Origin of the sequence: Streptomyces griseoluteus, from assembly GCF_004784465.1 — a bacterium.
Taxonomy (GTDB): Bacteria; Actinomycetota; Actinomycetes; order Streptomycetales; family Streptomycetaceae; genus Streptomyces; species Streptomyces griseoluteus.
In genome coordinates this window covers 782,222-796,990 of sequence record NZ_SRRU01000001.1, presented here as the reverse complement: position 1 = coordinate 796,990, position 14,769 = coordinate 782,222, and the positions used below count along the sequence as shown (strand labels likewise).

Annotated in this window: 15 protein-coding genes; 9 read left to right on the top strand and 6 right to left on the bottom strand. The window is 71.8% G+C overall.

What is annotated here, in order from left to right:
• Positions 1 to 34: 34 nt before the first annotated feature.
• Positions 35 to 328 carry an MTH1187 family thiamine-binding protein gene (locus E5082_RS03860; RefSeq protein WP_135789837.1) on the bottom strand — a complete coding sequence of 98 codons (294 nt, stop codon included), beginning with the start codon at positions 326 to 328 and terminating at the stop codon, positions 35 to 37.
• Positions 325 to 669, bottom strand: a complete 345-nt coding sequence (locus E5082_RS03855) for a DUF3817 domain-containing protein (protein WP_135789836.1) — start codon at positions 667 to 669, stop codon at positions 325 to 327. Before E5082_RS03855 ends, E5082_RS03860 begins: the two co-directional genes overlap by 4 nt.
• A 197-nt stretch (positions 670 to 866) precedes the next feature.
• Here E5082_RS03855 and E5082_RS03850 point away from each other — a divergent pair, with 197 nt between their 5' ends.
• The 4 genes from E5082_RS03850 (at position 867) to E5082_RS03835 (ending at position 3,523) form a co-directional block, all read left to right on the top strand.
• Positions 867 to 1,499 carry an AIM24 family protein gene (locus E5082_RS03850; protein WP_086694544.1) on the top strand — a complete coding sequence of 211 codons (633 nt, stop codon included), beginning with the start codon at positions 867 to 869 and terminating at the stop codon, positions 1,497 to 1,499.
• 1 nt (position 1,500) lies between these two features.
• Positions 1,501 to 2,151, top strand: coding sequence for an AIM24 family protein (locus tag E5082_RS03845; protein ID WP_135789835.1), 651 nt, complete (start codon positions 1,501 to 1,503; stop codon positions 2,149 to 2,151).
• Complete coding sequence (locus E5082_RS03840) at positions 2,148 to 2,954, top strand: AIM24 family protein (protein ID WP_135789834.1); 807 nt, start codon at positions 2,148 to 2,150, stop codon at positions 2,952 to 2,954. Before E5082_RS03845 ends, E5082_RS03840 begins: the two co-directional genes overlap by 4 nt.
• Before the next feature lie 92 nt (positions 2,955 to 3,046).
• Positions 3,047 to 3,523: a MarR family winged helix-turn-helix transcriptional regulator gene (locus E5082_RS03835; protein WP_086695678.1), complete on the top strand. Its 477-nt coding sequence runs from the start codon at positions 3,047 to 3,049 to the stop codon at positions 3,521 to 3,523.
• Positions 3,524 to 3,781: 258 nt separating this feature from the next.
• Here the strand turns inward: E5082_RS03835 and E5082_RS03830 are convergent, their stop codons facing one another.
• From E5082_RS03830 to E5082_RS03820, 3 genes are all read right to left on the bottom strand, one after another.
• Positions 3,782 to 4,075, bottom strand: a complete 294-nt coding sequence (locus E5082_RS03830; RefSeq protein ID WP_135789833.1) for a hypothetical protein — start codon at positions 4,073 to 4,075, stop codon at positions 3,782 to 3,784.
• A gap of 142 nt (positions 4,076 to 4,217) precedes the next feature.
• A complete protein-coding gene (meaB, locus tag E5082_RS03825; protein WP_135789832.1) occupies positions 4,218 to 5,174 on the bottom strand; it encodes a methylmalonyl Co-A mutase-associated GTPase MeaB in 957 nt (318 codons plus the stop codon).
• A 53-nt stretch (positions 5,175 to 5,227) separates the two neighbouring features.
• Positions 5,228 to 6,427, bottom strand: coding sequence for an acetyl-CoA C-acetyltransferase (locus tag E5082_RS03820; RefSeq protein WP_190045311.1), 1,200 nt, complete (start codon positions 6,425 to 6,427; stop codon positions 5,228 to 5,230).
• Positions 6,428 to 6,576: 149 nt separating this feature from the next.
• Here E5082_RS03820 and mce point away from each other — a divergent pair, with 149 nt between their 5' ends.
• From mce to E5082_RS03795, 5 genes are all read left to right on the top strand, one after another.
• Positions 6,577 to 7,017, top strand: a complete 441-nt coding sequence (mce, locus tag E5082_RS03815; RefSeq protein ID WP_086694978.1) for a methylmalonyl-CoA epimerase — start codon at positions 6,577 to 6,579, stop codon at positions 7,015 to 7,017.
• Between the two features lie 208 nt (positions 7,018 to 7,225).
• Positions 7,226 to 11,071, top strand: a complete 3,846-nt coding sequence (gene scy, locus E5082_RS03810) for a polarized growth protein Scy (RefSeq protein ID WP_135789830.1) — start codon at positions 7,226 to 7,228, stop codon at positions 11,069 to 11,071.
• A 143-nt stretch (positions 11,072 to 11,214) separates the two neighbouring features.
• Entirely contained in the window at positions 11,215 to 12,150 is a 936-nt protein-coding gene (locus E5082_RS03805) for a coiled-coil domain-containing protein (protein ID WP_086694976.1), read from the top strand.
• A gap of 210 nt (positions 12,151 to 12,360) precedes the next feature.
• On the top strand, positions 12,361 to 13,488 hold the full coding sequence (locus E5082_RS03800) for an ABC transporter ATP-binding protein (RefSeq protein ID WP_135789829.1): 1,128 nt from the start codon (positions 12,361 to 12,363) through the stop codon (positions 13,486 to 13,488).
• Entirely contained in the window at positions 13,485 to 14,339 is an 855-nt protein-coding gene (locus tag E5082_RS03795) for an ABC transporter permease (RefSeq protein WP_135789828.1), read from the top strand. Before E5082_RS03800 ends, E5082_RS03795 begins: the two co-directional genes overlap by 4 nt.
• Positions 14,340 to 14,351: 12 nt before the next feature.
• On the opposite strand, the gene E5082_RS03790 is transcribed toward E5082_RS03795, so the two are convergent.
• Positions 14,352 to 14,684, bottom strand: coding sequence for an ATP/GTP-binding protein (locus E5082_RS03790; protein ID WP_135789827.1), 333 nt, complete (start codon positions 14,682 to 14,684; stop codon positions 14,352 to 14,354).
• Between the last annotated feature and the right edge of the window lie 85 nt (positions 14,685 to 14,769).

Here is a 14,769-nt window from a genome sequence, read left to right as displayed (position 1 = left end):
GACCCGGCGCCGGGCGGCGCCGCGAGTTGCCTGGCTAGGAGCCCAGATGGCGTTCGACCGTCTCCACCTTGGAGGTGAGTCCGTCGGTGACGCCGGGGCGGATGTCGGCCTTGAGGACCAGGGAGACGCGGGGCGCGCGGGCCTCGACGACGGCGACGGCGCGCCTGACGACGTCCATGACCTCGTCCCACTCGCCCTCGATCGAGGTGAACATGGCGTCGGTGCGGTTGGGCAGCCCGGACTCGCGGACCACGCGGACGGCGTCGGCGACGTACTCCCCCACGTCCTCGCCGACGCCGAGGGGCGTCACGGAGAAGGCGACGATCATGCGTTCACGATTCCTTCCTCGCGGGCGCGGGCCGCGATGACGGCGTTCTCGGACTCCCGGCGCAGCTTGCGCTCGGCGAAGAAGCCGCCGGTGGGCAGCACCGAGAGGACGAAGTAGAGGGCGGCGGTGCCGAAGCTCCACTTGGTCCGGTTCCAGGCGTCCAGCCAGAAGAGCACGTACAGGACGAAGAGCACGCCGTGGATCGCGCCCATCACGGGGACCGCGTTGAAGTCCGTGGTCCGCTTCAGCACCGAGCACAGCAGCAGGACGAGGAAGGACACGGCCTCCGGCGCCGAGACCAGGCGGAGGCGGCGGAGGGCGGATGCGGTCTTGAGGTCCACGGGTCACCTTCGGGGAAACGTTTACGGGGCACGGGGTCCGGCCGGTGGAGGGCCGACTCATGATCCGCTTTGTGAACGGAAGCACAAGCGTCCTCCCATTGTGGCAAACGGCGCCCCTAGGGGTGTGTTCAGGGTCGTTCTCCACCCGTGGGGCCTGTTCTCTCCACCCGGCCGCCCGCTACTTTCGCGGAGTGGCGATGTTCCGACTGCAGGGAAGCAAGGTCCTCGCCGTCGATGTGACCGGGGACGCCGTGAAGGCGAAGAACGGCTCGATGGTCGCGTACGACGGGCAGATGGCCTTCAAGAAGCTGAGCGGCGGCGGTGAGGGGCTGCGCGGGATGGTGACGCGGCGGCTCACCGGCGAGCAGATGACGGTGATGGAGGTGAGAGGACAGGGGACCTGCTGGTTCGCGGACCGGGCGTCCGAGATCAATCTCGTCGCCCTGCGCGGCGACACGCTGTACGTGGAGTCGAGCAACCTGCTGGCGACCGACGCGGGCCTGCGCACGGGTACCGCCTTCACCGGGCTGCGCGGCGCCTCGCAGGGCAACGGGCTGTTCACCACCACCGTGGAGGGCACCGGGCAGGCCGCGATCCTGTCCGATGGTCCGGCGGTGGTGCTCCGGGTGAGCCCGCAGTACCCGCTGACCGTCGATCCGGGCGCCTACATCGCGCACCAGGGGAACGTACGGCAGTCCTTCCAGTCGGGCGTCACCTTCCGCACCCTGATGGGCGAGGGCGGCGGGGAGGCCTTCCAGATCCGCTTCGAGGGCGACGGGCTGGTCTATGTGCAGCCCAGCGAGCGGAACACGATCGCGGGGGATCTGTGAGATGAGCTTCCGGGAGATCAACTCCAAGATGGTCGAGGCCCGGCTGGCGCCGGGGCAGCGGCTGTTCAGTCAGCGCGGGGCGATGCTGGCGTACACCGGCGAGGTGTCCTTCACCCCGAACCTGCAGAGCGGGCAGGGCGGGGTGATGTCGATGCTCGGGCGCCGGGTCGCCGGGGAGGCGGCCCCGCTGATGACGGTGGAGGGCAGCGGCACGGTCCTGTTCGGACACGGCGGCCATCACGTCCATGTCATCACCCTCACCGGCGACACCCTGTACGTGGAGGCCGACCGGCTGCTCGCCTTCGAGGGCTCGCTGCGGCAGGGCACGATGTTCCTCGGCTCGCAGGGCGGGGTGATGGGCCTGGTGCGCGGCCAGGCGACCGGGCAGGGCCTGTTCACCACGACCCTCCAGGGTCATGGCGCGGTCGCGGTGATGGCGCACGGCGGGGTCTTCGAGCTGCCGATCACCCCGCAGCGCCCGGTCCACGTGGACCCCCAGGCGTACGTCGCCCATCACGGCGAGGTGCGCAACAAGCTGTCCACCGCGCTGGGCTGGCGCGACATGGTGGGGCGCGGCTCCGGCGAGGCGTTCCAGCTGGAGCTGAGCGGCCACGGCACGGTGTACGTCCAGGCGTCGGAGGAGAAGCTGTGAGCGGTTACGCGAGCGCGGGCGGGCCGGTGGTCTTCGACCCGGTGACACTCCCCGCCGACGACAACGTGAACCCGTACACCTTCTGCGTGGAGCTCAAGGGGAGCCAGTGGTTCCTGCAGAAGGGGAAGATGATCGCCTACTACGGGTCGATCGACTTCAACGGCATCGGGCACGGCCGGCTGGACCGGCTGGTGCGCACTTCCTTCCATTCGCCACTGCACGCGAGCGACTGGGTGGTGGCGGAGGGCTCGGGCAAGATGCTCCTCGCGGACCGGGCCTTCGATGTGAATTCGTACGACCTGGATCAAGGCAACCTGACCGTTCGCGCGGGCAACCTGATCGCTTTTCAGCCAAGCTTGGCACTCAAACAGTCGATCGTGCCGGGCTTTCTGACGCTCATCGGAACCGGAAAGTTCGTCGCCGCCTCCAACGGGCCGGTGGTCTTCATGGAGCCACCGATCCGGGTGGACCCGCAGGCGCTGGTCGGCTGGGCCGACTGCCCCTCCCCCTGCCACCACTACGACCATGCCTATCTCACCGGCGTGATGGGCGGTCTACGTGCGATGACAGGGATCGGCGGGGCTTCCGGGGAGGAGCACCAGTTCGAGTTCACGGGTGCGGGGACGGTGCTGCTCCAGTCCAGCGAGACGCTGATGGCCGAGCCGTCCACGGGTGCTGTTCCGTCCGAGCCGGGGGTACCCGGAGGGGGCGCAGCGGGGCCGATGGGGTCCGGAACGGGGGCTTCCGGGGTACCGCGCCTTCCCGGACAGCTGGGAGACCTCCAGCGTCGCTTCGGGCTGTGAGCGGTAGTCTGCGGAGTGTGACGTCGAACGCGTGCGCACAGTCACATCACCCGGAGTAGTTCGCCATTCAACTTCTTAGGTAGACTTCATTCATGGAGACCGAGACGGCCACGCACTGGCTGACCGATGCGGAGCAGTGCGCCTGGCGCACCCACCTGGAGGTCAACAGGCTGTTGACGTACCAGCTAGAGAAGGATCTACAGCCGTTCGGCCTGACGATGAACGACTACGAGATCCTCGTCAATCTTTCCGAGTCGGAAGACATGCGGATGCGGATGAGCGACCTGGCGGGCGCGACCATGCAGTCCAAGAGCCGCCTCTCGCATCAGATCACGCGCATGGAGAACGCGGACCTGGTCCGCCGGGAGAACTGCGAGTCGGACCGGCGCGGCCTCTTCGCCGTCCTGACCGAGCACGGGCTGGAGACGATGCGGAAGGTGGCCCCGCACCACGTGGCCTCCGTCCGCCGCCACTTCATCGACCTGCTCTCCCCCGACGCCCTCCAGGACCTGGACAAGTCCCTGAAGCCCATCGCGGAACACCTCAGAGACCAGCGCGGCCGCCCGTAACCCGTTCGGCTCCACGGGCAACTGGCCGTATCGCGCCCGCCGAGCGGCAACCCCGCGCCGGGCGCAGTCCGAGCCCGTGCCTCGGCCACCCCTGAGGCAGGACGCCCCGCCCACCCGACGCACCGCCCCGGTGCGCGGGAGGGTGGGGCGCTCGGCTGTCCGGGGCCGCGCACAGTCCCCCGGCTCACGCCCGCGCGCGCTCCGTCCGCCTCCCGCCCGCCAGGACCACCCCGGCCGAGGCCGGCGCGGTGCCTCCGGTCAGGGCGAAGCAGAGGGGCAGCGGCAGCAGGTCGCGCCGGGCGCCGTGCCGGTCCACCAGCAAGGCGCGGGCGGGGTCAGGAAGGCCACGGCGGCGCCGTGCAGGGAGAGCACGGCGCCTGAGGCCGCGTACGAGCCCGTGGCCCGCCGGGTGGCGAGCAGCAGGGACAGCGGGACCGTGCCGTAGGACAGCCGGCCCACCAGGGCGGTGGCGAAGGCGCGGCGGGCGTGCGGGACGCGGAGGGCGGCGGCGTAGGACGGCGCGGCGGGGCGCGCGGAAGCGGGCGCGGACATGCGCGGGCTTCCGCACGGGAGGCGGGACGAGCGCACCGGTGCGCCACGCGGGACCCCGGCGAGGAGCCGGACGGCCGCGTGGGCGCGAAGGGTGCGCTCTATGCCATGAGGAGGAACATGCCGGTCGAGCCGGCAGGGGACCTCAGCCCCGGGTAAGCCCCTCGACCAGTTCGTCCGCCGCTCGGTACGGGTCCAGGGTGCCGGTGACGATGCGGTCCGCGAGGGCGGAGAGGCGGCGGTCGCCGTGGAGGTCGCCGATGCGTTCCCGCAGGGCGGTGACCGCGATGGTCTCCACCTCGCGGGCCGCTCGGGCTCGGCGGCGTTCGGTGAGGACGGAGTGTTCCTCCATCCAGGCGCGGTGCTTCTCCAGGGCTTCCACGACCTCGTCTATGCCCTCCGCGCGGGCGGCGACGGTCTTGACGATCGGGGGGCGCCAGTCGCCGGGGCCGCGGGACTCGCCGAGGCCGAGCATGTGGTTCAGCTCGCGGGCGGTGGCGTCGGCGCCGTCGCGGTCGGCCTTGTTGACGACGTAGACGTCGCCGATCTCCAGGATTCCGGCCTTGGCCGCCTGGATGCCGTCGCCCATGCCGGGGGCCAGCAGGACCACGCTGGTGTCGGCCTGGGAGGCGATCTCCACCTCGGACTGCCCGACGCCGACCGTCTCGACCAGGATCACGTCGCAGCCGGCCGCGTCCAGCACCCGGATCGCCTGCGGCGCGGCCCACGCGAGGCCGCCCAGATGGCCTCGCGTGGCCATGGAGCGGATGTAGACGCCGGGGTCGGAGGCGTGGTCGGACATCCGCACCCGGTCCCCGAGCAGCGCGCCCCCGGAGAACGGCGAGGACGGGTCGACGGCGAGCACGCCGACCCGCTTGCCCTGCTTGCGGTACGCGGTGACCAGCGCGGAGGTGGAGGTGGACTTGCCGACGCCGGGCGAGCCGGTCAGACCGACCACGTACGCGTTGCCCGTCAGCGGGGCGAGTGCCGCCATCACCTCCCTCAGCTGCGGGGACGCCCCCTCGACCAGGGAGATCAGCCGGGCCACGGCCCGAGGCCGGCCTTCCCTGGCCTCGGCCACCAGAGAGGAGACGTCCCGCATCAAACAGCTCCGTTCACTCGCACCGCTCGCGCACACCGCCGGAAAAGCAGATCTCAGGCCTTGGGTACCCGCACGATCAGCGCGTCACCCTGGCCACCGCCACCGCACAGCGCGGCCGCGCCGACCCCGCCGCCCCGGCGCTTCAGCTCCAGCGCCAGGTGCAGCACCAGCCGGGCGCCGGACATGCCGATCGGGTGGCCCAGGGCGATGGCACCGCCGTTGACGTTCACCTTTTCCGTGGACACCCCGAGGTCGTCCATTGACTTCACGGCGACCGCCGCGAACGCCTCGTTGATCTCGATGAGGTCCAGGTCGGAGACCTCGAGCCCCTCCTTGCCGAGCGCGTGCCGGATGGCGTTGGACGGCTGCGACTGCAGGGAGTTGTCCGGACCGGCGACGTTGCCGTGCGCGCCGATCTCCGCGAGCCACTCCAGGCCCAGCTCCTCCGCCTTGGCCTTGCTCATCACGACCACCGCGGCGGCGCCGTCGGAGATCTGCGAGGAGGACCCGGCGGTGATGGTGCCGTCCTTGGTGAAGGCGGGCCGGAGCCGGCCGAGCGACTCGGCGGTGGTGTCACCGCGGATGCCCTCGTCCTTGCTGAACAGCACCGGGTCGCCCTTGCGCTGCGGGATCTCCACCGGGGTGATCTCGGCCTCGAACAGGCCGTTCTTCTGCGCGGCGGCGGCCCGCTGGTGGGACAGCGCGGCGATCTCGTCCTGCGCGGCCCGGCCGATGCCGAGGCGGGCGTTGTGCTTCTCCGTGGACTCGCCCATGGCGATGTTCTCGAAGGAGTCGGTCAGCCCGTCGTGGGCCATCGAGTCCAGCATCTCGATCGCGCCGTACTTGAAGCCCTCGCGGGACTTCGGCAGCAGGTGCGGGGCGTTGGTCATCGACTCCTGGCCGCCCGCGACCACGATGTCGAACTCACCCGCACGGATGAGCTGGTCGGCCAGCGCGATCGCGTCGAGGCCGGAGAGGCAGACCTTGTTGACCGTGAGCGCCGGCACGTTCATCGGGATGCCGGCCTTGACCGCCGCCTGGCGGGCCGGGATCTGACCGGCACCCGCCTGGAGTACCTGGCCCATGATCACGTACTGGACCTGGTCGCCGCTGATCCCGGCGCGGTCGAGGGCGGCCTTGATGGCGAAGCCGCCCAGGTCGGCACCCGAGAAGGACTTCAGCGAACCGAGCAACCGTCCCATGGGCGTCCGCGCGCCCGCGACGATCACAGAGGTGGTCTTTCCAGAAGACATGAGCTGCGATCCCCTTACCGGCCTGCACAGCCGAGGAGTGAACGAGGGTTTACTTCGAATGTACTGACCGGTACCGGAGCCCGTCATCGCCCTTACGGTGTGATCGCGCGCACGTTGCGTAACCACCGCCGGAGCGCTGCACTGAAACCATGCTGACGCGAATCGACCACATCGGGATCGCCTGCCACGACCTCGACACCACTGTCGAGTTCTACCGGACGACCTACGGCTTCGAGGTGTTCCACACCGAGGTGAACGAGGAGCAGGGTGTCCGGGAGGCCATGCTCAAGATCAACGAGACCTCGGACGGCGGCGCCTCCTACCTCCAGCTGCTGGAGCCGACGCGGGAGGACTCCGCGGTCGGCAAGTGGCTGGCCAAGAACGGCGAGGGCGTGCACCACATCGCCTTCGGCACCGCGGACGTGGACGCGGACGCCGCCGACATCCGCGACAAGGGCGTACGGGTGCTGTACGACGAGCCCCGAGTCGGCTCCATGGGGTCCCGGATCACCTTCCTGCACCCCAAGGATTGCCATGGAGTCCTGACAGAACTGGTCACTTCGGCGGCAGTTGAGTCACCTGAGCACTGACTCTCGTACATAAGGGCCGGTAGGGTTGGGGGCGGTCGTCCCCGAACACGGGGGACGACCGATGCCGGGGTCCGGGTTTCGGGGGACGAGCGTCGGGGCAGCAGCCCGTGCTCCGCCGTTGATCTGACACCATTCCCCGGAGGGCCCCGTCCGGCGGATGGACGGTGCTCGTCGGAGTAATTCACCAGGGGACGGATGGGACCGCGCAGTGCGGGGCTACGAGAGCCAGGAGCGAGAGCCGGCGGCTGACGTCGACCACCTCTCTCGGTTCGAGGCCGAGATGAAGCGGCTGAAGACCGAGCGGGAAAAGGCGATCCAGCACGCCGAGGATCTCGGCTACCAGGTCGAGGTGCTGCGCGCCAAGCTGCACGAGGCGCGCCGCACCCTGATGACCCGTCCCGCCTACGACGGCGGTGACATCGGCTACCAGGCCGAGCAGTTGCTCCGCAACGCCCAGGTGCAGGCCGACCAGTTGCGGCAGGACGCCGAACGCGAGCTGAGCCAGGCCCGCGCGCAGACCCAGCGCATCCTCCAGGAGCACGCCGAGCACTCCGCCCGGCTCCAGGCGGAGCTGCACCAGGAGGCGGTCACCCGCCGCCAGCAGCTCGACCAGGAGCTGGCCGAGCGCCGCCAGACCGTCGAGTCCCACGTCAACGAGAACGTGGCCTGGGCCGAGCAGCTCCGGGCCCGTACCGAGCAGCAGGCCCGCCGGCTGCTGGACGAGTCGCGCGCCGAGGCCGAGCAGGCCATGGCCGCCGCCCGGGCGGAGGCCGAGCGGCTGACCCACGAGGCCCGTGAGCGGCTGCGCACCGACGCGGAGGCGGCCCGTGCCGAGGCCGAGCAGATCCTGCGCCGGGCCCGTACCGACGCCGAGCGGCTGCTGAACGCCGCCTCCTCGCAGGCGCAGGAGGCCACCGACCACGCCGAGCAGCTCCGTACCTCCACCGCCAGCGAGTCGGACGCCGCGCGCCGGCAGGCCGCCGAGCTGAGCCGCACCGCCGAGGAGCGGATGGCGGAGGCCGAGCGCGCGCTGCGCAGCGCCCGGTCCGAGGCGGAGAAGCTGGTCACCGAGGCGAAGGAGGCCGCCGCCAAGGCGCTGGCAGGCGCCGAGGCCGCCAACGAGACCCGGACGCGCACCGCCAAGGAGCAGGTCGCCCGGCTGGTCAGCGAGGCCACCAAGGAGGCCGAGACCACCAAGGCGGAGGCCGAGCAGATCGTCGCGGACGCCCGTGCCGAGGCGGAGAAGATCCTCGCCGAGGCCGGGGAGAACGCCCGCAGCGCCACCGCCGAGGAGACCGCGAGCCAGCTCTCCAAGGCGGCCCGGACGGCCGAGGAGGTCCTGAACAAGGCCGCCGAGGACGCCCGCAGGACCACCAAGGCCGCCACCGAGGAGGCCGAGCGTATCCGCTCGGAGGCCGAGGCGGAGGCGGACCGGCTGCGCGCCGAGGCGCACGACATCGCCGAGCAGCTCAAGGGCACGGCGAAGGACGACACCAAGGAGTACCGGGCCAAGACGGTCGAGCTGCAGGAGGAGGCCCGGCGTCTGCGCGGCGAGGCCGAGCAGCTGCGCGCCGACGCGGTCACCGAGGGCGACTCCATCCGCGCCGAGGCACGGCGGGAGGCCGTCACCCAGATCGAGGAGGCGGCCAAGTCCGCCGAGGAACTCCTCGCCAAGGCCAAGGCGGACGCGGACGAGCTGCGCAAGACCGCCACCACCGACAGCGAGAAGGTCCGCACCGAGGCCATCGAGCGCGCGACCACGCTGCGCCGGCAGGCCGAGGAGACGCTGGAGCGCACCCGCAAGGAGGCCGAGCGGCTCAAGGCCGAGGCCGAGGAGCGGGCCGAGACGGTCGGCGCGGACGCCGAGAAGGCCGCCCGCGAGCTGCGCGAGGAGGCCGAGAAGGCCGCCGCGGCCCGCCGCGAGGAGGCCGCCGGTGAGCTGACCCGGCTGCAGACCGAGGCGCACGAGCGCCTCGAGTCGGCCGAGCAGGCGCTGACCGAGGCCCGCGAGGAGGCGTCCCGTATCCGGCGCGAGGCCGGTGAGGAGGCCGAGCGGCTGCGGTCGGAGGCCGCCGAGCGCATCCGTACGCTCCAGGAGCAGGCCGCGACCGAGGCCGAGCGGCTGCGGGACGAGGCCGCGGCGGACGCGTCCGCCTCGCGTGCCGAGGCCGAGTCGGTGGCCGTGCGGCTGCGGTCGGAGGCCGCGACCGAGGCCGAGCGGCTCAAGGCCGAGGCCCAGGAGAGCGCCGACCGGGTCCGCGCCGAGGCGCAGGCCGCCGCCGAGCGGCTGGGCACCGAGGCGTCCGAGACGCTGGCCGCCGCCCAGGAGGAGGCCGCCCGGCGCCGCCGCGAGGCTGAGGAGCTGCTCGGTGCCGCCCGCGAGGAGGCGGACCAGGAGCGCGAGCGGGCCCGCGAGCAGAGCGAGGAACTGCTGGCCGCGGCGCGCACCCGCGTGGAGGAGGCGCAGGCCGAGGCGACCCGGCTGGTGGAGGAGGCGGACCGCCGGGCCACCGAGATGGTGTCCGCCGCCGAGACCCACGCGGCGCAGGTACGGGACTCCGTCAGCGGGCTGCACGAGCAGGCGCAGGAGGAGATCGCCGGGCTGCGTTCGGCCGCCGAGCACGCGGCGGACCGTACCCGGCGGGAGGCCGAGGAGGAGGCGGACCGGGTCCGCACCGACGCCTACGCCGAGCGGGAGCGGGCGAGCCAGGACGCGACGCGGCTGCGCCGGGAGGCCGCCGAGGAGTCCGAGGCGGCCAAGGCCCTCGCCGAGCACACGGTCGCCGAGGCGGCCCAGGAGTCGGAGCGGCTGCGCTCGGAGGCCGCCGAGTACGCGCAGCGGGTGCGGACCGAGGCGTCGGACAAGCTGGCGGAGGCCGACCAGGCCGCGTCCCGGACCCGGGCGGACGCCCGCGAGGACGCCAACCGCATCAGGTCGGACGCGGCGACGCAGGCCGACACCCTCATCACCGAGGCGAGTTCCGAGGCGGAGCGGCTCCAGAACGAGACCGCCGCGGAGGCGGAGCGAGTCCGCGCCGAAGCGGTGGCGGGCGCCGAGCAGTTGATCGCGGACGCGACCGACGACGCCGAGCGGCTGCGCGCCGAGGCGGCGGAGACGGTCGGTACGGCGCAGCGGCACGCGGAGCGGATGCGCGCCGAGGCCGAGCGGGTCAGGTCCGAGGCGGAGACGGAGGCCGAGCGGCTGACCAACTCCGCTCGCGAGGAGGCCGAACGGACGCTGGACGAGGCGCGCAGCGAGGCCAACAAGCGGCGTTCGGAGGCGGCCGAGCAGGTCGACACCCTCATCTCGGAGACGGCGGCCGAGGCGGACAAGCTGCTCGCGGAGGCGCGGCAGCAGGCGCAGAAGACCACCGCGGAGGCGGAGGGCCAGGCCGATTCGATGGTGGGCGCGGCCCGTACCGAGGCCGAGCGGATCGTGGCCGAGGCGACGGTGGCGGGCAACGCCCGTGTGGAGAAGGCCCGTACGGACGCCGACGAGCTGCTGGTCGGTGCGCGCCGGGACGCGACCGCGATCCGGGAGCGGGCCGAGGAGCTGCGCGAGCGGGTCACCTCGGAGATCGAGGAGCTGCACGAGCGGGCCCGCCGGGAGGCGGCCGAGACGATGAAGTCGACGGGCGACCGCTGCGACGCGCTGATCAAGGCGGCCGAGGAGCAGCTCGCCAAGGCGCAGGCGACGGCCAAGGAGCTGGTGTCGGAGGCCAACTCCGAGGCGGGCAAGGTGCGGATCGCCGCCGTGAAGAAGGCGGAGGGTCTGCTCAAGGAGGCCGAGCAGAAGAAGTCCAGGCTCGTCAAGGAGGCCGAGGACCTGAAGGCCGAGGCGATCCGCGAGGCGCGGCGCACGGTCGAGGAGGGCAAGCGCGAGCTGGAGATCCTGGTGCGCCGCCGCGAGGACATCAACACCGAGATCTCGCGGGTGCAGGACGTGCTGGAGGCGCTGGAGTCGTTCGAGGGCCCGGCGGGCAAGGACGGCGGGGTCAAGGCGGGTGCGACGGTGGGTCCGCCCCGGTCGGGCGGCAAGAACTCCGACGGTTAGGACGGACATGGCAAGTTCTGGGGGGTCGGCCACCCGAAAGAGGTGTCATTCTCCAGACCAAAAACGTATCCGCGCGATGACACACCGCTTGGGCGCCTAGGATTCCCTCTATCACCTCACCGGTCTCATTCGACAGGAACCCCATGAGCGACACTTCCCCCTACGGCTTCGAGCTAGTGCGGCGTGGATACGACCGTGCTCAGGTGGACGAACGCATCTCCAAGCTCGTCTCCGACCGTGACAGCGCGCTCTCCCGGATCACCGCACTGGAGAAGCGCATCGAGGAGCTCCACCTCGAAACGCAGAACGCCCAGGCCCAGATCACCGACGCGGAGCCGTCGTACGCGGGTCTGGGCGCGCGGGTCGAGAAGATCCTGCGCCTTGCCGAGGAGGAGGCGAAGGACCTGCGCGAGGAGGCCCGGCGCGCCTCCGAACAGCACCGTGAGCTGGCCGAGTCGGCCGCCCAGCAGGTGCGCAACGACGCGGAGTCGTTCGCCGCCGAGCGCAAGGCGAAGTCCGAGGACGAGGGCGTCCGGATCGTCGAGAAGGCCAAGGGCGAGGCGGCACAGCTCCGCGCCGACGCGCAGAAGGACGCGCAGTCCAAGCGCGAGGAGGCCGACGCCCTCTTCGAGGAGACCCGCGCCAAGGCCGCGCAGGCCGCCGCCGACTTCGAGACCAACCTCGCCAAGCGCCGCGAGCAGTCCGAGCGGGACCTGGCGTCGCGTCAGCAGAAGGCGGAGAAGCGGCTCGCGGAGATCGAGCACCGCGCCGAGCAGCTCCGTCTGGAGGCGGAGAAGCTGCGCACCGACGCCGACCGCCGTGCGCGCCAGACGGTGGAGACGGCCCAGCGTCAGGCCGAGGACATCGTGGCCGACGCCAACGCCAAGGCGGACCGCATCCGTTCGGAGTCCGAGCGGGAGCTGGCGGCGCTGACCAACCGCCGCGACAGCATCAACGCCCAGCTCACCAACGTCCGCGAGATGCTCGCCACGCTGACGGGTGCCGCGGTCGCCGCCGCCGGTTCCCCGGTGGAGGACGAGACCGCGGGCCGCGGCGTGCCGGCGCAGCAGACCCGGTAACGTCCTGGGGCGCATTCCCGCTGAGCGCGGGCGAAGCCCTCTGCCGCCGACGCGGCAGAGGGCTTCGGCCGCTCTCGGCGGTGACCGGACACGCGCCGTGAGCCTTTGGCTTTACTTTCTCTTGAGCGGAACCGCTCCGGCCCGGTTATCCTCCTAACCCTTACGGGGGCACGCGCCACGCTGTCCTGAACCTTCCGATGGGTGCGGAGCATGATCGAGGCTGTTGGCCTGACCAAGTGGTACGGCGACAAGACCGCCGTGCACGACCTCTCCTTCCAGGTGCGTCCCGGCGCGGTGACCGGTTTCCTCGGGCCCAACGGCTCCGGCAAGTCGACGACCATGCGGATGATCCTCGGGCTGGACAACCCCTCCTCCGGCTCGGTGACCATCGGCGGCTACCCGTACCGCAAGCTGCCCAACGCGGCCCGCCAGGTCGGCGCGCTGCTCGACGCCAAGGCGGTGCACGGCGGCCGCAGCGCCCGCAACCATCTGCTCAGCCTCGCCCAGCTCTCCGGCATCCCGGCCCGCCGGGTGGACGAGGTGCTCGGGGTCGTCGGGCTCCAGGAAGTGGCCCGCAAGCGCTCCAAGGGTTTCTCGCTCGGCATGGGCCAGCGCCTCGGCATCGCGGCCGCCCTGCTGGGCGACCCGCAGGTGCTGCTGTTCGACGAGCCGGTCAACGGCCTCGACCCCGAGGGCATCCTCTGGGTCCGCAATCTGATGAAGGCGCTCGCCGCGGAGGGCCGTACGGTCTTCGTCTCCTCGCACCTGATGAGCGAGATGGCGCTGACCGCCGACCATCTGATCGTGATCGGGCGGGGCCAACTGCTCGCCGACATGAGCGTGACCGACTTCATCTCCGCCAACTCCGCCGACTTCGCGCGGGTGCGCACCCCGGACACCGAGCCGCAGCAGCGGGAGAAGCTGACCTCGGCGCTGACCGAGGCGGGCGGCCATGTGCTGCCCGAGCTGGACGGCGCGCTCCGGGTGACCGGGCTGGCGCTCCCCCGCATCAGCGACCTGGCGCACGAGGCGGACGTACGGCTGTGGGAGCTGTCGCCGCACCAGGCGTCGCTGGAGGAGGCGTACATGCGGATGACGCAGGGCGTCGTCGACTACCGCTCCACCGTGGACCAGCGCTCCGGGCTCCAGCAGCCGCTGCCGCCCGGTGTGCAGCCCCCGATGCCGGTGCCGGGCCAGGGCCAGCCGGGCTGGTACGCCCCGCCGCCGCCCCAGCCGGGCGTCCCGTACGCCCCGCCGGCGCCGGCCGCGCCCGGCCCCGAGGCGCCGAACCCGTACGCCGTGCCCGCCGAACCGACGAAGCCCGAGGACTCCCGATGAGCACCCAGCAGCCCCCGATGCCCGAGGCGCCCCCCGCGTCCGGCGGTCTCCCGTCCGGCTACAGCTCACCGATCCCGGTCACGCCCACGCATCTCGGGCACGCGCTGGCCTCGGAGTGGACGAAGATGAAGTCGGTGCGCTCCACGGTGTGGACGCTCGGTGTGTTCGTCCTGCTCGTGGTCGGCATCGGCCTGCTGGCCGCGGTGGCGGTCCGGAACGCCGGTGAGCTGGACGGCCAGAACCCGCTGACCCTCGGCTTCTTCGGGCTGCTGCTCGGCATGATGTGCGTGATGACGCTGGGCGTGCTGACCACGGCGTCCGAGTACGGCACGGGCATGATCCGTACGACGATGACCGCGTGCCCGAGCCGGGGCCGGGTGCTGGCGGCCAAGTCGATCGTGTTCTTCGTGGTCGCCTTCGTGGTGACGCTGGCGACGGTGTCCCTGGTGGCGCTGATCCAGACCTCGATGCTGGAGGGCAACGGCACCCGGACCCCGTCCGGCGCGGAATGGCTGAAGGCCACGCTCGGCATCAGCCTCTACATCGCGCTGCTCGGCCTGCTGTCGCTGCTGGTCGGCTCGATGATCCGGCACTCCGCGGGCGCCATCACCATCATGATCGGCGCCGTGCTGGCCCCGCTGGTGATCGCGCTGTTCATGAACGCCGGCTCGCTGGAGAAGGTGCAGCAGGCGCTGCTGGAGTACTCGATCCCGAGCCAGATGGGCGTCTTCTACGACAACACCCTCAGCCACTCCGGCCCCTCGGGCTGGGAGCCGCTGTGGATCATGCTGGGCGTGACGGCGGCGGCGTTCGCCGGGGCGTACGCGCTGCTGGAGAGCCGGGACGTGTAAGCACGCCGTCCTTCAGAACCAGGGCGAGTTTCCGGACCGCCGTACCCGTGTGGTGCGGCGGTCCCGTGCGTTCCAGCACGCCTTGTGCCAGTGCCGCCGGTCGTCCACGCCCGCGTGCTCCGGCCAGGCCACCACGTGCGGGACACCGGAGTGGATCACCTGGTCGCAGCCGGGACAGCGGTAGGTCTTGCCGTCGGCGCTCGCCCCGGCGACATGGCGGACGCTCCACTCCTCGCCCTGCCAGCTCTCGGTGGACTGCCAGCCGCCGTACCGGCCCGACCGGTCGTCCTCGGCACCTCGGCCGGACGAGCCTGCCGCCTTGGGTCGGTTGCGACGCGGGGACACGGGACACCTCTTGGGGCTATACAGGGAGCACGGGCCGCGTCCAGCCTACGCGGCGGCGGCCGGGGTACGCGTAGGGCGTCAACCC